Raw genomic sequence first — 17,689 nt, 5'->3', positions numbered from 1 at the left:
AACGTCGGTGAGATGTCCACAGTCATTGATGAGACTCGACACCAGTGTGCGCGCCGCATCTCGTGGGTGTGGGGCACATGGGTGAGGTGACCCTGGACCTGCGGACCCACGGAATCCTCGGTGCACTGCCCGGTCCGGTGCCCCAGATGGCCGAGCATCCCGAGGTGTACCGGCCGTCCGTCGACTCCGCGCTGCTGTGTCTTGCTCTCGCCGAGGAGTTCCGGGTACGTCCTACCGGATCGACGTCGGCCATCGAACTCTGTGCGGGCGCAGGTCTCGCGAGTCTCTATGCGAGCCGCTGGGCGTCCACGGTCATCGCGGTCGATCAGAACCCGGCGGCGATTGAGGCGATGCGGTCGAACTCTCGGGCGAACGGTGTCGCCCTGGACGTCCGTTGTGCCGACGTGCACGACCTGGACGGTTCGCTCACGGCCGACGTCGTGTTCGCGAACCCGCCCTACGTACCGACTCCTTCCGACGCGGCTCGATCCGCACTCGGGTATGCCTGCAACGGTGGTGAACTCGGGCGAGACGTGATCGACTCGATCATCGAACGCGCGCCCATCCTCGTTCGCCCCGGTGGGACCCTGCTGCTGGTCCAGTCGACGATCTGCAGTGCAGATCGGACCATGGCCGCACTGTCTTCTCTGGGCTTTCAGGTATCGGTGTCACACACGCGGACAATACCTTTCGGACCAGTGATGCATGAGCGTGCAGAGTGGCTGGAGGATCGGGGACTGATCTCACCTGGGCAACGGTGGGAGTTGCTTGTGGTGATTCGAGCACGTCGACGGTGAGACCCATGCCTGCATCCAGGACCATTCCGCTGAATCGGGCCCAGTCGGCCCTGTGGTACGCGCAGCAGGCTCTGGGTGATGTCCCCCTCGCAGTGGCGCAGTACATCGAATTCGCCGGCGATGTCGACGTCGACACGCTGTGTTCGGCAGGTTCGCGGGCCGCGGCTGAACTCGGCATGGCCTCGTGTCGGGTCATCGTCGGGGTGGAGGGGGAGCCCAGACTCGCCATCGATGAGGAATCGCCCGGCGCCGTTCCGCGCTTCTCGGCGAGTTCTGTGGTGGACGCGGTCCGCCAGATGGAGGAAGCCGCAGCGGCGCCGCTTCCGCTCGCCGGGCCGCTCACCGAGTCGATGGTGATCGAGGCAGATGGACGGTGGTTCTTCTATCTTCGTGCCCACCATCTGGTGATCGACGGGTACGGTGCGGCAGCGCTGCTGGCCCGGACTGCCGAGTTGTACCGACGAGAGGTCGGGATCGGCACGGGCTCAGATGGTTCCATCCCTCAGCCGCCAGAAGTGATCTTGGAGTACGAGCAGAAGTATCGCGCGTCGTCGCGTCACGGGCGGGATGGACGGTACTGGTTCGAGGAACTGTCCAGGCGGCCGGAACCGTTATGGCTGAACGGGTCACCGGCGAGCCCGGTTGTCCCACCGGTCCTCGCCGGCATCGACATCGAGACGTCGACGGCGGCCGGCATCGAGAGATATGCGCGGTCTCACGATACGGCCGACGCGGCCATCTGGATTGCGGGTATTTGCCTTTACCTATCGTTGGTGCGTGATCGTGCCGATATCCCTGTTCTCATCGCCAGTTCGGGGCGCACGACGGCGCGGCTGCGAGCGGCGGCCGGATGCATGTCGAATCTGCTTCCGGTTGCGGTGCGGGTGAACACGGCCACTCGCGTCGCCGATTGGATCGGTGAGGTTTCGGGTGCGCTTTCAGAGATGTTGCGACATCAGCAGTTTCGTGTCGAAGAGATGAGACGCGACCGCGACCCGGGGACGTCCTCGCCATTGCACGATGCACCGGTGATCAACATCGCGCCCGTTGCCCAATCCCTGCGACTCGGCGACACCGTCACGTCGCGCCATCGTATCCTCACCACCGGTCCGGTAGCCGATGTCAACATCGACCTGTACCCGACCACTCCCGGCGTGTGGCGCCTCGACGTCGAGGCGAACCCGCGACGGTACGAGAACGCCGATGCGGCGGCGATCGCCGAGGGGGTGTTGTCCTGCGTCCATGCGGTGTCGGAGTCGGCGCCCGGCGTGGTGGTTGGTGACCTGCAACTGTGGCCGGTCGGGCCGGATGAGCCGCGTCAGCGGGCCGGGCTCGCCACCATCGGGGACTGCGTCGCCAGCCGTGCCGATGCCACTTCGCCGGCGGTGGTCGACGCGGATGTCGGATACTCCTACCCCGACATCGACGCGGCTGCGCGCAGAATCGCCGACGTCTGCCGTCGCCACGGTGTGCACCCAGGAGACATGGTTGCCTCTGTGCTGTCGCGGGGTGTCGCGGAAGTCGCAGTGTTCTGGGGTGTGGCATACGCGGGCGGTTGTTTTGTCCCGATCGACCCCGCTCATCCGGTTCGCCGGCAACAGGCGATGATCGACACCGTCCAGCCGGCGATCGCCTTCCACGCCGGTTCCCCGCCCGGGCTTCGCGGCGTTGAACTGGTCGACGCGGTACCGCTGCTGACACCATCGGGCAGGCGCGTGTCGGACGACCGGACGGCGGTCGCGGCCGACACCCCGGCCTATGTCATCCACACATCCGGTTCCACCGGGCAGCCCAGGGCAGTGGTGGTCTCGCATCGCGGGATCGGCGATCTCGCGGCAGAGATCGTCCGCTCGTATGACCTCGACGAGACCTGCGTGGTCGCGCATGTTGCCGCACCGGGATTCGACACCGCTGTGGTGGAGATACTCGCCGCTGCGCTGGTCGGCGCGTCCCTCGTGGTGGTTCCGGACAAAATCCGCGGCGGCACGGAGCTCGCGGACTTCCTCAACCACCATCGGGTCACCCACCTGCTGATCACGCCCGCCGCACTGGCCACGCTCTCGATCGATGAAGTCCACACCCTCACCCACCTCGTCGTCGGAGGTGATGTGTGCCCCGCGCCCTTGATCGGACTCTGGGCTGCCGATCACATCGTCCGGTGCGCCTACGGTCCCACCGAGACGACCTGCAGTGTGGCCCTGACCGACCCGATCGAGCAGGTCGGTGCCAGGCGCAGAATAGAACTCGGCCGTCCGATGAGTGGTGTCCAGCTAATGGTTCTGGACAGCCATCTGCGCCCGGTACCGCACATCGGGGAGGGCGAGCTGTACATCGCGGGGTCCAACCTCGCCCTGGGATATCTACACCAGCTCGGCACGACTGCTTCGCGTTTCGTCGCACATCCCTGGGGCGAACCGGGCAGCCGGATGTATCGCACCGGTGACCGGGTGATCGTCCGCGCAACCGGACGGATGGAGTACGTCGGGCGGACCGATGACCAGGTGAAGATCCGCGGATTCCGTGTGGAGCCGGCCGAAGTCGATGCCGCCCTGCTCCGTACCGGGCGTGTCGCAGCGTGCACCACGGTGTCGCGTCAGCGCCGCGATCTGACCGAACTGCACTCTTATGTGGTCATGCGGCAACCGACCCGAGATCTACTGGTGCAACTGCGGACCGAGTTGTCGTCGGAGCTGCCTGCCCATCTGCTGCCCGCGAGCATCACCCCGGTCGCAGGCATCCCGCTCACCGCCAACAACAAGATCGATCGGGCACAGTTGCCGGAGCCGCTGTTCGTGTCGAGCGCTCGATTCGCCGCCCCCCGATCCGTACCGGAGAGTGAGGTGGTTGCCGCGTACCAGCGGCGACTCGATGTCGCCGATGAGATCGGTGTCGACGACGACTTCTTCGAGCTCGGCGGGAATTCGCTCAGTGCCACGGAGCTCGTCGCCGATCTCGCTCCGCAGTATCGGGTCACGGTGCGTGACGTTTTCGACGGTCCGACCCCCCGCGAGCTCGCAACGCGGCTCACGCCGCGTCCCGATGACGAACTCCGTGCACCGTGGACGGCGACAGCGGGGAGTCCGGTTCCGCTTTCCCCGGCCCAGCGCAATGTTCGGCTACCCGACCGGTCGTCCGTCGGCCTGATTCCGTTCGTGCTGACCGTCCCGGGTGTGATCGCCGCCGATGCCGTTCGTGCGATGGCGCGCGACGCTGTCGATCGTCACCAGATGTTGCGATCCACCTTCTCGGGAGACCGGATGTTCGTGGACGCGACTGTGCGGGACGACCGGTGGTCCGTCGCCCAGGTCGACGTCACCGATTCCGGGTTCCAATGGGCGCGCGAGTTTCTCCACCGTCCAATGGATCTCGCGTCCGAGTATCCGTTTCGTATCGGCGTCGGTCACGATGATGCGTGCACGCACATAGCCGTCGCCTTCCACCACATCGCGGTGGACGGTGGTTCATTACGGGCGCTGGCCACGGGGCTCGGCGGAGACGTGTGCCCAGCGGAGCAGGACTATCTCGACTATGTACCGATCGCATGTCGCGAACAAGCCAGGGTCCGCGAGTCGGAACTGAACTTCTGGCGGTCCACGGTCCAACCGGGACGACTTCTCGTCTCGGGATCGGATCGAGCGCGCCCCGCGGTCTGGAACCCGGACGCCCGCCGATTCAAGCGAACCATTCCCGAATCGCTCTGGCCACGCGTACTCGATTACGCACGGCATCGTCGTCTGCCGTGGCTGACCGTTGTTCGCGCCGCCCTCGCGGTCTGCCTCGCGGCGCGAGGTGGTCAGGATTCGGTGCACATCGGTGCGCTCGTATCCGGCCGCGATGACCACCGATGGAACGGAGTCGTGGGTATGTTCGTCAACACGGTGACCGTCGTCTGCCCAGTCGCAGAGACCGTCTCGGAAACAATTGCGGCTGTTCGAGAAGCTGAACTCCACGCATACGACCATGCCCGGACACCGTTCGTCGAAGTTGCGGCGGATCTCGGTGGGCAGGCCGCGAACGCGCACCCCCTGTTCCAGGCGATGCTGACGGTGGACGATCTGACCCTCGATGACGCGGCTCCGGGTAACTCGGGCCATGACGCTCAGCTGCCCGGCAGTTCGGATGGGATCGCCGGATTCGGTGTCGAGGTGACGCCACTGCCGCCGGATGTCGCGAAATGCGATCTCCACGTATCGGTTCTGCCTGGCCGCGGCCCAGACGTCGCCGTCGAGATCCTCTATGCGACCGCACTCTACGACGACACGACCGCCATCGAGATCGCCGATCAACTCCTCGCAGTCCTGCACCGGGCCATCGCCGCCGACGAGACCGCGACCGACATGTGTTGATCCGCCGCGTCGCATAGCGAGTCGATCTTCACCGAGCAGTGTTGCGCGGGCGTGGGCACTGGAATGATGAGGGCGTGCACACTGTCGGTGACGCCGTCGTCCGGATCGGCCCAACCCTCGCAGTCGTGGTCGCAGTTCTCGCCGTGTTCGCGGTCGCGGTGAACTACGTCGGGCAGACCGGCCAGGCGCGTGCCGCCGCCGTCGCGACGATCCGCGCGGTCGTGCAATTGGCGGGGCTCGCGGCGATTCTGGGCCTCGTTGTGCAAACCTTCTGGGCCTCATCTCTTTTCATTGTCATCATGGGCTGCGTGGCGGCCTGGACATCTGCAGGGCGGGTTTCCGAGAGCCGTGGCACCCTGCGCAATGCTGCGCGTTGCCTGCTCCCAGTTGCGCTGAGCACGATCGTCATCGTCACCGCGATGGTGGCTGTCGGGGTCCTGCCGGCCACCGGGCTTGCGGTGATCCCCACCGCAGGAATCATGTTCGGCGGAGCGATGAACACCACATCACTGGCGGGCCGTCGGGCGCACGACGAGATCCGGACCCGTCGTGGGGAGATCGATGCCGCGCTGTCCCTCGGACTGCTGCCCCGTGACGCCTGCCTGGAGATCTGTCGGCCGGCCGCGGCGACCGCGTTGATCCCCGGCATCGACCAGACGCGTTCGGTAGGACTTGTGACGATCCCGGGTGCTTTCGTCGGGATGGTGCTCGGCGGTGCCTCCACGACCGCTGCCGCGATCATGCAGTTGTTCGTCCTGATCTCGTTGCTCGCAGTCAGTGCCGTCGCCATGGTGGTCACCACGGAGATGGTCGCCAGGGACCTGCTCTAGACGACCTGCTCTAGACGACGACCTGCTCTAGACGACGACCTGCTCTAGACAACGACCTGCTCTAGACAACTGTGCCCGCCGCATGCACGATCCATCGCGCCCGGACCGATTCGGTTGACCGGCGCACGTCGAGGCCGGGTGCTCAGCTGATATCGGCGGTCGGGCCGATCGGGGATTCGGTCTCTGCGCGGCGCCGTCGGCGCGAGATGGCCTGCCAGGCCATCGGTGCCACCGAGATCACGACAATCAGGACGAAGATCGGCTCGATCAGCTTCTGGATCACGGTGAACTGTCCCAGCCAGTACCCCAGCAAGGTGACACTGCACGTCCATGCGATGGCGCCGATGACGTTGTAGATCAGGAAGGTTCGGTGCTTCATTCCCGCCGCACCCGCAACGATCGGCGTGAGCGTGCGTACGATCGGGACGAATCGGGCCACCAGCACAGTGCTTGCCCCGCGCCTGTCGAAGAAATCATGGGCCTCGTCGACATAGCGCTGCTTGAGAATTCGCCGGTCGGGTCCGAACCATCGGGTACCGACAGTGCGGCCGATGAGATAACCGACCTCGGCGCCCAGGATGGCGGCGACCGGGGCGAGTACGAGAACCTGCCACAGCGAGGCGAACGCGGGGACGCCTTCCTTCCCGCCCGATGCGATGACCATTCCTGCGACAAAGAGCAAGGAATCACCTGGGAGCACAGGGAAAAGCACACCCGATTCGATGGCGATCACCAGGAGCAGGCCGGCCAGGGCCCAGGTGCCGAAATACCCGAGAACGGTGACGGGGTCGAGGATGCCCGGCATCGCACTCGCGTGTGTCGTCGCCACGGCAACGAAACTCGTGATCATGGTGCCGACGCTAGTGCGGGCATGCTGAGGAGGTGCTGAGTCATGTGCCGCCACTCGTCCCGCCACCGGACGACTCAGCGTCCATTAAGTGTCAGCACCACATGATGGAAGAATGCGCTCGCGCCCCGGATGGTGTCTGACGGCGACATCGATGCGCGCGGTTGTGATTTCGGCCGGCGCCGGACTTGCATACCGTCGCAGTGCACTCGGTGTCGAGCATCCGGTCGCACTGAACAACAGGACGGATGATCCCCATGCCCATCGATGACATCGACCGGATTCGGGTACAGCCGGCGCTGAGCAAGGTGCCGGAGGTGACGGTCTACTTCTGGATCATCAAGGTCCTCGCCACCACCGTCGGCGAGACGGCCGCGGACTACGTCAACATGACCCTCGGCCTGGGACTTCAGTCGACGACCCTGGTCGCGATCGCACTGCTCGTCGTGACCCTCGCCGTACAGTTCAGGGTGAACCGCTACATACCGGGGGTCTACTGGTGGACTGTGCTGTTGATCAGCGTCACCGGAACCTTGATCACAGACAATCTCACCGACAGATACGGAGTGCCACTCGCGGTGTCGACGACCGTTTTCGCGGTGGCACTCGTGCTGGTCTTTTCTGCCTGGTATCTGACGGAACATACGCTCTCGATCCATTCGATCCGAACCCGTCGCCGAGAAGCCTTTTACTGGTTGGCGATTCTCGTCACGTTCGCATTGGGGACTGCTGCCGGCGACATGGTCGCCGAGAAGCTGGCCCTCGGATACCTGACCTCGTTGGCGATCTTCGCGGCGGTGATCGGTGCGATCGCTGCCGGGCACTTTCTGTTGGGTCTCAACGCAGTCGTCGCCTTCTGGGCCGCCTATATCGTCACGCGTCCGCTGGGGGCTTCGCTGGGTGACCTTTTGACGCAGCCGGCCGATGCCGGCGGTATCGGTCTTGGTACCACGGCGACCAACGTCGTGTTCCTCGTGGTGATGCTGATCTTGGTGACCTACTTGAGCCTCACGAAGGTCGATCGGATCGAACAACGCGATGACCAACCCGCACAAGCATCAGTCCGTTGACGGTGCCGACGCACAGAAGATCCGGTCCGACGCCACCATTTCGGACACGGTGGTCGGCGCGAGATGTGGAAGGCGTCGGCCACGTCGTGCGGTGATGCACGCACGAGATCTCTGCCCGTCGCTACCAGGGATGTAACAGCCGCCGTGGGATCATCGATGTACCGGATGGCTGACATATCGGCGGGCGGACCCGGCGAATCGGAGTTCAGGTGTGGCGGAGAATACGTTCTTCGATGGACCAAATGACTTGGGTGCGACCGACCGACCGATTACAGTAAGTCGAAGATCGAGTCCGTTGTAGCGAATCAGGGAAGTGATTGGTCATGAGGTTGGCTAATGCGTCCTCCAGTCCACGTCGTAGCTCGATGCTGAGCTCCATCACCGGCGGCAGATTCGGCCGCGCGCGCGCCACCACCCGCGCCTTTCCCGCCGAGGCCGAGCGCCTCGTCACCCAAGCCGAACTCCGACGACTTCATACGTGATCACCACGCGGAATGATCGGTGCCGGTCACTGATCATTCCGCGGTGACACGCGCGGACTGACCGCCGATCTCCACCACGTCGCCCGGTTCCAGCTGCCGACCTCGACGATCCTCCACCTCCCCGTTGACCGACACCAGCCCGTCGGCGATCACGCCTTTGGCCTCGGCGCCCGAGTCGATGAGGTTCGCCAGCTTCAAGAACTGACCCAGGCGGATCGAGCCGTCGCGGATGGGTATGTCGTACATCGGAACCATCTTGCCCAACGATGGCCTGCCGAGCGAGTCCGGACGGCTAACGTCTATCCATGACGTTGGAAGCGCCGCGCTCAGAACGTGCTGCCGAGAGCACCTCTGAGCACGAGACGATCGATTCCACTCCGCGCACGCACACGCCGGCCGCGCGGCGATCGCGCGCCCTGATCGAGAGCATCCGCACGCCGCACGGGTTCGGGCGACATGCGCCACGGATCGCCGGGACCGTCGTCGGCGTGCTCGCGACGATCGCACTGCTGTCCAGCATCTTCCCGTGGTTCCGGCACCTGATCCACGTGCCGCGCGACTACGTGGACACCTTTGTCATCACCCTGCCCGACACCAGTTTCGCGTGGGCCTTCGTCCTGGGTCTGGTCGCGTTCGCGTTGTCGATGCGCAAACGCATCGCGTGGTGGATCTGCGTGGTCTACCTCGTCCTGTACACGCTGGGCAACGCCCTGTACCTGATCCCGGCGCTCGCCGACGACCTCGCGGTCACCGACAACGATCGCATCAACCTGTGGATCGGCATCGTCGCCGATCTCGCCGCGCTGATCTATCTGATCGCCACCTACAAGCAGTTCCACACGCGTGTCCGGCGCGGCGCGGTCCTGCGGGCCGTCGGTGTGTTGCTCGGCGGCCTCGTCGTCGGCACGTTGCTGGGCTGGGGTCTGGTGTGGCTCTTCCCGCACACCCTCACGCGCTCTGACCGTCTGCCGTACGCCATCAACCGGGTCGTCGCCTTCGGGTCGATCGATCAGGAGGCGACCTTCGACGGGCGGCACAGCTTTCCGCCGATCAATGGGCTGCTCGGTTTGTTCGGTGCATTGGCGCTGATCGCGGCGGCGATCGTGCTGTTCCGGTCGGTGCGGCTCCGATCCCTGATCACCGCCGATGACGAGAAGCTCATCCGGGCGTTGATCACCCGTTTCAACGACGACGATTCGCTCGCGTACTTCTCCACCCGTCGCGACAAGGCGGTGGTCTTCGCGCCGGACGGTCGCGCGGCACTCACCTATCGTGTCGAACTCGGGGTGGGGCTCGCCGGTGGCGATCCGATCGGCGACCCGGAGTCCTGGGACGACGCGGTGGCCGAGTTCCTCACCCTCTGCGACCGATACGGCTGGCATCCCGCGGCGATGGGGTCGAGCGCGCGCGGCGCGACCGCCTACGACGCGGCCGGCTTCGGCTCGTTCTCGATCGGGGACGAGGCGATCCTCTACACCCGCGACTACAGCATCAACGGGCCCGCGATGAAGGGTGTCCGGCAGGCCGTCACCCGGACGAAGCGCGCGGGGATCACGGTGCGCATCCGGCGCCACGGCGAGATCTCGACAGGCTCGATCGGCGGGAAGGCAGGCTCGATCGACGGGAAGGCGAGCACGGTCGGCGGGAAGGCAGGCTCGATCGACGGGAAGGCGAGCACGGTCGGCGGGAAGGCAGGCGGGGGACAGTCCGAGATGGCGGAGATCGTCGCGCGCGCCGATGCCTGGCGCGACACGGACGAGGAGCGCGGCTTCGCGATGGCCCTGGGTCGACTCGGCGATCCGTCCGACGGCAACTGTCTCCTCGTCGAGGCCGTCGAGCACGAGGGTGAGCCAGGGGAGAGGGTCGTCGGCATGCTGTCGTTCGTCCCGTGGGGCCGGACCGGGGTCTCCCTCGACGTCATGCGCCGGGACCGGAACTCGGTGAACGGCATCGTCGAGACGATGGTGACCGAACTGGCGAAGAACTCGGAGCAGTACGGCATCACCCAGATCTCGCTGAACTTCGCGACCTTCCGCGCGTTCTTCGAGCACGGCGCCGAGATCGGCGCCGGGCCGGTGATGCGCGCGACCTACTCCGTCCTGATGTTCGGATCGAAGTTCTTCCAGATGGAGTCGCTGTACAAGTCGAACGCCAAGTACCGGCCGGACTGGCAGCCCCGGTATCTGTGCTTCGAGGACGCCCGCGTGATGCCCCGGGTCGGACTCGCGGCCATCGTGACCGAGGGCTTCGTCCGGTTGCCGCGCATCGGCCGCGCGCGGCACTACATCGAGGGTGCGTCGTCGATCCCGGCCGGCGTGGACGTCGACGCACTGATCGCCGAGTTCGCGGCCGAGGCAGATGCCAACCAGGTGGATGTGCATCGGCCCGAGCAGGTTCGGGTCCGCCTGGCCAAGATGGAGCGCCTCGTCGAGGCGGGATTTGATCCGTATCCCCCGGCTGATGCGCCGACCCACACGATCGTGCAGGCGGTCGCCGAGCCGGAGGGCGCCGTGGTGACCATCGCGGGGCGCGTGACCCGGCTTCGCGACTTCGGCAAGGTGGTCTTCGCCGACCTACACGACTGGTCGGGGCAGGTGCAGGTCCTGGTCGAGGAGTCACGGTTGATCCCGGGCACACCGGATTTCGGTGCCGACGTCGACCTGGGTGACCTGATCGAGGCACGTGGTGTGGTCGGGACCAGCCGGTCGGGCGAGCTGTCGATCCTCATCGACGCGTGGCGCTTCAACGGCAAATGTCTGCGGCCGCTGCCGGACAAATGGAGTGGTCTGACCGATCCGGAGGCCCGGGTACGTCAGCGCTATGTGGACCTGGCGATCAACCCACGCAGCCGGGAGCTGCTCGAGACGCGCAGTGTGGTGGTCAAGTCGTTGCGAGACTTCCTCGCGGAACGCGGTTTCCTGGAGGTGGAGACCCCGATCCTGCAACAGATCCACGGCGGTGCCAATGCCACCCCGTTCCAGACGCACATCAACGCCTACGACCTTGATCTCTACCTGCGCATCGCGCCGGAACTCTATCTCAAGAGGCTGTGCGTCGGCGGCGTCGAGAAGGTGTTCGAGATCGGCCGCAACTTCCGCAACGAGGGGGTCGACTTCAGTCACAACCCCGAGTTCACCAGCCTGGAAGCCTATGCGGCGCACAGTGATTATCTGAAGATGCTCGACCTCACCCGGGAGATGATCCAACACGCGGCGGTTGCCGCGTATGGCGAACCCGTGATCGTGCGGACGGACGCAGACGGAAACGAAGAGCGCGTGGACATCTCGGGTGCGTGGCCGGTGAAGACGGTGCATCAGGTGGTGTCCGAGGGAGCGGGTGAAGAGGTGACGCCGGAGACCTCGGTGGAGATGCTGCGCGCGATCTGCGACCGGCTCGACATCGCCCATCGCCCCGACTGGGACGCCGGCCAGGTGGTGCTCGAACTGTACGAGCACCTCGGCGAGGACCGGACCACCTTCCCGACCTTCTACACCGACTTCCCGACGTCGACCTCGCCGCTCACCCGCGCGCACCGATCGCGCGCCGGGGTGGCCGAGCGCTGGGATCTCGTCGCGTGGGGCGTGGAACTCGGCACCGCCTACACCGAGCTGACCGATCCCGTCGAGCAACGCAAGCGGCTGACCGATCAATCGGTCCTGGCGGCCGGCGGTGATCCCGAGGCGATGGAACTCGACGAGGACTTCCTGCAGGCGCTGGAGTACGCGATGCCGCCCACCGGCGGTCTCGGCGTGGGCGTGGACCGCGTCGTCATGTTGATCACCGGGCAGTCGATCCGCGAGTCCTTGGCGTTCCCGCTGGCCAAGCCGCAGGAAAGCTGAGGCCAGTCGGGTTGTCCGATGGCGCTGCGCGATCAGGCGGCGCCTGGCACAATCGCCCTTGTGTCCGCGATGGCAAATACTGTTTGCTGAGCTGAACCGCCGGACGGCCATGCGGGCAGATCTCGGCCACGGCCGGAGGTCGCCGGATTGCGCGAGAGGACACGGATCATGAGATCAGTTGTTCGAGTGCTGGTGGTGGCCATTGCGGCCGCCGCATTGGTGGCCGGACTCGGTTCGACCGCAACTGCTTCACCGGGTGGCGTCGATTCGGGCAAGGCCGGAGTGATCCTGTCCGGATTGCGCGTTCCCGCAGGCGGTAGTTGGGCCTCGTTCCCCGCGATCTACCGGCACCGTTACTGGCCACAGGCCGGCGTCTGGATGGAGTACAACACGCTGTTCAACGCCGCTCAGACCAGGGCGATCGACGCATCCGGATTGGTGCCGCCGTTCGCCGACTCGGATCTCCCGTTCGCCGGGGTCGGTGCATGGCTCCGATCGGATACCGGGTTGGACCTGTTGGTGCGCCGGGGCGGCTGCTTCGCCATGGGTGTCCGGAAGGACCCGGTGTGGTCGCCGATGGCCAAAAAGTGGGTGTCGGCCATCGTGCAGCCGTACTCTTCGCCGCCGTATGTGAAGTCGTCGACGGATCTGGTGTGTGAGAACTGAGCGGCGGCCGCGGCCGATCAGGTGCAGATGTGGCCGGATGCGTCGGAGTCGTGGGTCGGAATCACTCGCATGAGGTGACGAGCGAGGTGTAGACGGTGCAAGCTGGCGAACGCCTCCTCACGATCCTCGTCGACGAACTCGCCCGGAAACGCCGGCTTCTGACGGAGTCGTTCGATCTGTTCGTCATGCCACGCCGCATCCCCGGCGAGCAGTACCCAACCCTTCAGGGTCCGGGCGAGGATGCCCACGCTGCCCGGGGTGTGCCCGGCCAGATCGACCACCAGCACCGAGCGATCGCCGAACAGATCGTGGCTGGCCGCGAACGTGGCCACGGGCGGACCGTCGAGTTCGTAGATCTCCGATGGACGTCCGTCGGTGACGGTGGGGCGTACGCCACCCACCGGCGGACGATCGGGCCCCAGGAGCCAGTCGCGTTCGGATTTCCTGAGGTGTACCGGCATGCCCGGGAAATCGAGCAGTCCGCAGACATGATCCCAATGGGCGTGCGTGGGAAGGGCGAAGTCAGGTGTGCGGGATGGTGGTCGGCTGGTCAGGGCATCCAGACTGCTCATCGTCGCCGCCGGTGGTGTGACCAGGAGGCGAGTCAACGGCGGCAATTCTGCGATCGTGCGTCGGCGGGCGTTTCGGCAGTAGCCGGGGTCGACCAGAAAGGTCGCATCAGGATGCTCGACGACGAAGGTGGTCATGGCAGAGGGCAGCCGCCGATACGGTGCAGCCCCCTCGACGACCCCCATCGCGGGCACCTGGCGAGAGACCTGTGGCAGCGCGCGCACACGGACTGTCCGCTCACCGTCCGGTAAGCCGACGTCGACGATCGATGCGAGCAGTCGCTGATCAGGGGGCCGCGGCCGCACCATGCCGCGGGTGAAATGCGCAGCCGCGGCGATGATGTCGCGCAGTCCTGGCGAAGGTGACGGGAGATCTGCGCTCGACATGTCGACGCTCCTCGGTCGGCGTGCTTGCGTGCTGTGGACGGGCGACCGTGACCGACGCTACCCGACGCCGGATACCGGCCAGGTTTGGATCGGCCACCGGCGGCGGGATTGCGATCAGCTCTGCGCGGTGGGTCGGACGATGATCTCGCCGACATCGACTCCGGCGGGCTGCTCGATGGCGTACGCCACTGCCCGTGCGATCGCCGACGGCGGTTGGGCGATTGACCTCACATAGGAGGCGGCGTCGTCGTCGGCCGCCGCGGAGCGCACCCACTCGGTGTTCGTCATGCCCGGGGACACGACGGTCACGCGGAGATCGGGGCCGGCCTCCTGACGCAACGCCTCCGAGAGGACGCGGACCGCCGTCTTGGTCGCGGCGTACACGCCCTGGGTGGGGACGATCCGGTGTGCGGACGTCGACGCCATGTGGACGAAGTGTCCCGACCCCTGCGCGCGGAACACCGGGAGGGCGGCACCGATCCCGTTGAGCACCCCGGTCAGATTCGTCGCGACCATATCGTCCCAGTCGTCCTGGCGCAGCTCGTCGAATCCGGAGATCGCCATACTGCCCGCATTCGACACGAGCACGTCGAGGCGCCCGTAGCGCTCCTGCGCGGTCGCGACGAGCCGCGCGACGTCGGCCCGTTGTCGGACGTCGACCTCGAGCCCGAATGCCACGCCGCCGGCCGCATCGATCCGCTCGACCACCTCGGCGAGCCGGTCCGCGCGCCGCGCACCGAGAACGACCGACGCACCACGCTGCGCCAGATGCTCGGCGATCGCGGCGCCGATCCCGCTGTTCGCGCCGGTGATCGCGATGACCTTGCCGGCGATGGTGCCCTGGTCTGCGACGTCGCTGGGGTCGGCCAGGTCGGTGGGGTGCTGCTGTGTCATCTGCTCTCCCGTAGGCTGAAGCGGACAATTGTCCGCACCCCTCCGACTTTATCGGACAACTGTCCGTTTTGTCATCTGGAGTCGGGGTGGCCGATGAGCGAGGTGATGGTGGTGAACGAGGAACGTCCGGCTCGCCGGGATGCCGAGCGCAATCGCGGACTGATCATCGACGCCGCTCGCGCGGCCCTCGATGCCGACCGCGACGTGTCGCTACATGCCATCGCGAAGGCCGCCGGCGTGGGCCAGGGAACCCTGTACCGACACTTTCCGAACCGCGAGACCCTGGTCATGGAGGTGCACCGCAACGACGTCCGCGACCTCGTCGACGCGGCTCCGGCTCTCCTTGCCGATCACCGTCCGGACGTCGCCCTGCGGCTGTGGTTCGACCAGCTCGCCCAATACGGCCGGATCAAGCACGGGCTGGCCGATGCGATCCACACCGCGATGTACACCGAGCTCGCCGCGGAGGGGTATGGCCCGGTCGTCGGCGCGATCGGCTCCCTGCTCCACGCAGGAGAGCGAGACGGCTCGTTGCGCAACGACATCGCTCCCGACGAAGTGCTGCTCCTGGTGGGGTTTCTCTGGCGGGTCGACCTCGACGACGCGTGGGAAGATCGCACCCGACGCATGCTCGACGTGGTGATGGCCGGGCTTCGGAGTCGCGAGACGCAGTAGTCGGCCGTTGAACTCGGGATGTGCGCTGCACGCCGTGTCGGTAGATGTACCCACCGGTAACATCTACCGCTCGGTCGGCCTAAACTGAGTCCCATGACCGAGTCGACCTTCACTCCGACCGCTGACCTCGTCGACGAGATCGGCGACCTCGTCCGGAGCTGTGATACCCAGTTCACCCAGTACGGAGGCCGCCGTGAGTTCGTCGGGCGGGTGACCACGGTCAAGTGCTTCCAGGACAACGCCCTGCTGAAATCGATCCTCTCCGAGTCCAACCCCGGTGGCGTGCTCGTCGTCGAGGGTGCGGAATCGGTGCACACGGCACTGGTCGGTGACATCATCGCCGAACTCGGGCGTTCCAACGGCTGGGCCGGGATCATCGTGAACGGCGCCATCCGCGATGCCAAGGCGATCGGCGAGATGGAGATCGGCGTCAAGGCGCTGGGTACCAACCCGCGCAAGTCCACCAAGACCGGTGTCGGTGACCGCGACATCCCGCTGACCATCGGCGGCGAGACCTTCAACCCCGGCGACATCGTGTACTCCGACGACGACGGCATCGTCATCGTCGCGGGCCCGGAGTCCGACACCGACACCGATACCGCCGACGTCGACGCGGCCGGGTCCGCTGCCGTCGAGACCGCTGCCGTCGAGACCGCTGCCGTCGAGACCGCTGACCCCTCCGACACCGCCTCCACCGAGAGCTGAGGAACCGATCATGCGAAAGCCCACGCCCGAATACTTCCGCCGGCTGGCCGCACTGGTGGCCATCGACGACGCGGCCGCGCGTCCCACCCGCCCCGTCCTCGAGGCGTTCAGCGGTGTGGAGATGGCGACCATCCCGGTCGGTACCGCCGAGGATCTGGAGACCGCGGTCGCGCGTGCGCGCGCGGCCCAGGAGGGCTGGGCGCAGCGGACCGCGGCGCAGCGGGCGGAGGTGCTCGCCGCGTTCTCTGAACTCGTCCACTCCCACGCCGCCGACCTGATGGACATCGCGCAGGCCGAGACCGGCAAGGCGCGCATCTACGCGCAGGAAGAGGTCATCGACGTCGCGCTCACCGCGCGGCACTACGCGACGACAGGCCCCAGGTCCCTGGCCGACCACAAGGTCAAGGGCATGCTGCCCGGCGCGACGAGCGTGCGGGTTCGGTACCAGCCCAAGGGCGTCGTCGGCGTGATCAGCCCGTGGAACTACCCCCTCACCTTGGCGGTGTCGGACGCGGTGGCCGCACTGCTCGCCGGCAACGGCGTGGTGATCAAGCCCGACAGCCAGACCCCTTACTGCGCACTGGCACTCGCCGAACTGCTCTACGAGGCCGGCCTGCCGCGGGAGCTGTTCGCGGTGGTGCCCGGACCGGGAAGTGTTGTCGGCCAGGCGATCGTCGCCACCACCGACTACGTGATGTTCACCGGGTCATCGACAACCGGCGCGACGCTGGCCGAGCAGGCCGGACGCCGATTGATCGGCTTCTCCGCGGAACTCGGCGGCAAGAACCCGATGATCGTCACCGCCAAGGCCAACATCGACCGGGCGGTCCAGGGCGCCGCGCGCGCCTGCTTCTCCAACTCCGGCCAGCTCTGCATCTCCATCGAGCGGCTCTACGTGGACAAGGCGATCGCCGACGAGTTCACCGAGAAGTTCGCGGCGTACGTCGCCGCGATGAAGCTTGACGCCTCCTACGATTTCGGCGCCGACATGGGATCACTCGCCTCGGCCGCACAGATCGACACGGCCGAAGCCCATGTGCAGGACGCGGTGTCGAAGGGGGCGAAGGTACTTGCCGGAGGTCGTCGTCGTGCCGACCTGGGTCCGTTCTTCTTCGAGCCGACTGTGCTCGCCGACGTCACCGACGAGATGACCTGTTATGCCGACGAGACATTCGGACCGGTGGTGTCGATCTACCCCGTCGACTCCACTGACGAGGCGATCAAGCTGGCGAACGCCACCGCCTACGGACTCAACGCGAGCGTGTTCGCGGGGAGCAGTGCCGAGGCAAACGAGATCGCCGACCGGTTGCGCGCCGGCACGGTGAACATCAACGAGGGCTATGCCGCGGCGTGGGCGTCGACCGCTGCGCCCATGGGGGGCATGGGCATCTCAGGTGTCGGCCGCCGACACGGCGAAGAGGGGCTGCTCAAGTACACGGAGCCGCAGACCGTCGCCGAACAGCGCTTCATCGGCATCGACCGCGCACCCGGCATCCCGCAGGGCGTCTACCGGGCCATCACGCCGTACGCGATTCGCGCTCTGAAGTACCTGCCAGGGCGGTAGCGCAGAGCGAACCCCATG

General features: G+C 66.3%; 13 protein-coding genes. 9 read left to right on the top strand and 4 right to left on the bottom strand.

Annotated features, from left to right (window positions below; all coding sequences use genetic code 11):
• Window positions 1–77 precede the first annotated feature (77 nt).
• The 3 genes from ACLQ3I_RS04460 to ACLQ3I_RS04450 all read left to right on the top strand — a co-directional run bounded on the left by ACLQ3I_RS04460 (window position 78) and on the right by ACLQ3I_RS04450 (window position 5,973).
• Window positions 78–797, top strand: coding sequence for a HemK2/MTQ2 family protein methyltransferase (locus tag ACLQ3I_RS04460; protein WP_425793104.1), 720 nt, complete (start codon window positions 78–80; stop codon window positions 795–797).
• A gap of 5 nt (window positions 798–802) precedes the next feature.
• The gene (locus tag ACLQ3I_RS04455; protein WP_425800207.1) at window positions 803–5,143 is read left to right on the top strand and encodes an amino acid adenylation domain-containing protein; all 4,341 of its coding nucleotides are present in this window, start codon (window positions 803–805) and stop codon (window positions 5,141–5,143) included.
• 74 nt (window positions 5,144–5,217) lie between these two features.
• Window positions 5,218–5,973 carry an ABC transporter permease gene (locus ACLQ3I_RS04450; protein ID WP_425793102.1) on the top strand — a complete coding sequence of 252 codons (756 nt, stop codon included), beginning with the start codon at window positions 5,218–5,220 and terminating at the stop codon, window positions 5,971–5,973.
• Between the two features lie 142 nt (window positions 5,974–6,115).
• On the opposite strand, the gene ACLQ3I_RS04445 is transcribed toward ACLQ3I_RS04450, so the two are convergent.
• Window positions 6,116–6,778: a DedA family protein gene (locus ACLQ3I_RS04445; protein ID WP_425793477.1), complete on the bottom strand. Its 663-nt coding sequence runs from the start codon at window positions 6,776–6,778 to the stop codon at window positions 6,116–6,118.
• Between the two features lie 299 nt (window positions 6,779–7,077).
• Here ACLQ3I_RS04445 and ACLQ3I_RS04440 point away from each other — a divergent pair, with 299 nt between their 5' ends.
• Entirely contained in the window at window positions 7,078–7,890 is an 813-nt protein-coding gene (locus ACLQ3I_RS04440) for a hypothetical protein (protein WP_425793101.1), read from the top strand.
• Between the two features lie 515 nt (window positions 7,891–8,405).
• Here the strand turns inward: ACLQ3I_RS04440 and ACLQ3I_RS04435 are convergent.
• Window positions 8,406–8,618, bottom strand: a complete 213-nt coding sequence (locus tag ACLQ3I_RS04435; protein WP_425800206.1) for an RNA-binding S4 domain-containing protein — start codon at window positions 8,616–8,618, stop codon at window positions 8,406–8,408.
• 59 nt (window positions 8,619–8,677) lie between these two features.
• Between ACLQ3I_RS04435 and lysX the strand changes: the two genes are divergently transcribed.
• Together lysX and ACLQ3I_RS04425 are read left to right on the top strand one after the other, a co-directional pair.
• Window positions 8,678–12,211, top strand: coding sequence for a bifunctional lysylphosphatidylglycerol synthetase/lysine--tRNA ligase LysX (gene lysX, locus ACLQ3I_RS04430; RefSeq protein ID WP_425800205.1), 3,534 nt, complete (start codon window positions 8,678–8,680; stop codon window positions 12,209–12,211).
• 168 nt (window positions 12,212–12,379) lie between these two features.
• On the top strand, window positions 12,380–12,877 hold the full coding sequence (locus tag ACLQ3I_RS04425; RefSeq protein ID WP_425800204.1) for a hypothetical protein: 498 nt from the start codon (window positions 12,380–12,382) through the stop codon (window positions 12,875–12,877).
• Window positions 12,878–12,894: 17 nt separating this feature from the next.
• Here ACLQ3I_RS04425 and ACLQ3I_RS04420 read toward each other — a convergent pair whose 3' ends face one another.
• The gene (locus ACLQ3I_RS04420) at window positions 12,895–13,833 is read right to left on the bottom strand and encodes an MBL fold metallo-hydrolase (RefSeq protein ID WP_425800203.1); all 939 of its coding nucleotides are present in this window, start codon (window positions 13,831–13,833) and stop codon (window positions 12,895–12,897) included.
• A gap of 114 nt (window positions 13,834–13,947) precedes the next feature.
• Window positions 13,948–14,727, bottom strand: a complete 780-nt coding sequence (locus ACLQ3I_RS04415; RefSeq protein ID WP_425800202.1) for an SDR family oxidoreductase — start codon at window positions 14,725–14,727, stop codon at window positions 13,948–13,950.
• 93 nt (window positions 14,728–14,820) lie between these two features.
• Here ACLQ3I_RS04415 and ACLQ3I_RS04410 point away from each other — a divergent pair, with 93 nt between their 5' ends.
• From ACLQ3I_RS04410 to ACLQ3I_RS04400, 3 genes are all read left to right on the top strand, one after another.
• A complete protein-coding gene (locus ACLQ3I_RS04410; RefSeq protein ID WP_425793093.1) occupies window positions 14,821–15,402 on the top strand; it encodes a TetR/AcrR family transcriptional regulator in 582 nt (193 codons plus the stop codon).
• 93 nt (window positions 15,403–15,495) lie between these two features.
• On the top strand, window positions 15,496–16,107 hold the full coding sequence (rraA, locus tag ACLQ3I_RS04405; RefSeq protein ID WP_425800201.1) for a ribonuclease E activity regulator RraA: 612 nt from the start codon (window positions 15,496–15,498) through the stop codon (window positions 16,105–16,107).
• A 10-nt stretch (window positions 16,108–16,117) separates the two neighbouring features.
• Window positions 16,118–17,671 (top strand): succinic semialdehyde dehydrogenase, encoded by a 1,554-nt coding sequence (locus ACLQ3I_RS04400; RefSeq protein ID WP_425793092.1) that lies wholly within the window; start codon window positions 16,118–16,120, stop codon window positions 17,669–17,671.
• The last annotated feature ends 18 nt before the right edge of the window (window positions 17,672–17,689 follow it).

Source organism: Gordonia sp. DT101, assembly GCF_049844895.1.
Taxonomy (GTDB): Bacteria; Actinomycetota; Actinomycetes; order Mycobacteriales; family Mycobacteriaceae; genus Gordonia.
The sequence above is the reverse complement of the archived record's forward strand: the minus strand, read 5'-3'. Positions and strand labels throughout refer to the sequence as shown.

Coding starts and splice junctions, on each gene's coding strand:
- ACLQ3I_RS04460 (WP_425793104.1), top strand. CDS start 78: ATGGGTGAGGTGACCCTGGACCTGCGGACCCACGGAATCCTCGGTGCA.
- ACLQ3I_RS04455 (WP_425800207.1), top strand. CDS start 803: ATGCCTGCATCCAGGACCATTCCGCTGAATCGGGCCCAGTCGGCCCTG.
- ACLQ3I_RS04445 (WP_425793477.1), bottom strand. CDS start 6,778: ATGCCGGGCATCCTCGACCCCGTCACCGTTCTCGGGTATTTCGGCACC.
- ACLQ3I_RS04440 (WP_425793101.1), top strand. CDS start 7,078: ATGCCCATCGATGACATCGACCGGATTCGGGTACAGCCGGCGCTGAGC.
- ACLQ3I_RS04435 (WP_425800206.1), bottom strand. CDS start 8,618: ATGTACGACATACCCATCCGCGACGGCTCGATCCGCCTGGGTCAGTTC.
- lysX (WP_425800205.1), top strand. CDS start 8,678: ATGACGTTGGAAGCGCCGCGCTCAGAACGTGCTGCCGAGAGCACCTCT.
- ACLQ3I_RS04425 (WP_425800204.1), top strand. CDS start 12,380: ATGAGATCAGTTGTTCGAGTGCTGGTGGTGGCCATTGCGGCCGCCGCA.
- ACLQ3I_RS04420 (WP_425800203.1), bottom strand. CDS start 13,833: ATGTCGAGCGCAGATCTCCCGTCACCTTCGCCAGGACTGCGCGACATC.
- ACLQ3I_RS04415 (WP_425800202.1), bottom strand. CDS start 14,727: ATGACACAGCAGCACCCCACCGACCTGGCCGACCCCAGCGACGTCGCA.
- ACLQ3I_RS04410 (WP_425793093.1), top strand. CDS start 14,821: ATGAGCGAGGTGATGGTGGTGAACGAGGAACGTCCGGCTCGCCGGGAT.
- rraA (WP_425800201.1), top strand. CDS start 15,496: ATGACCGAGTCGACCTTCACTCCGACCGCTGACCTCGTCGACGAGATC.
- ACLQ3I_RS04400 (WP_425793092.1), top strand. CDS start 16,118: ATGCGAAAGCCCACGCCCGAATACTTCCGCCGGCTGGCCGCACTGGTG.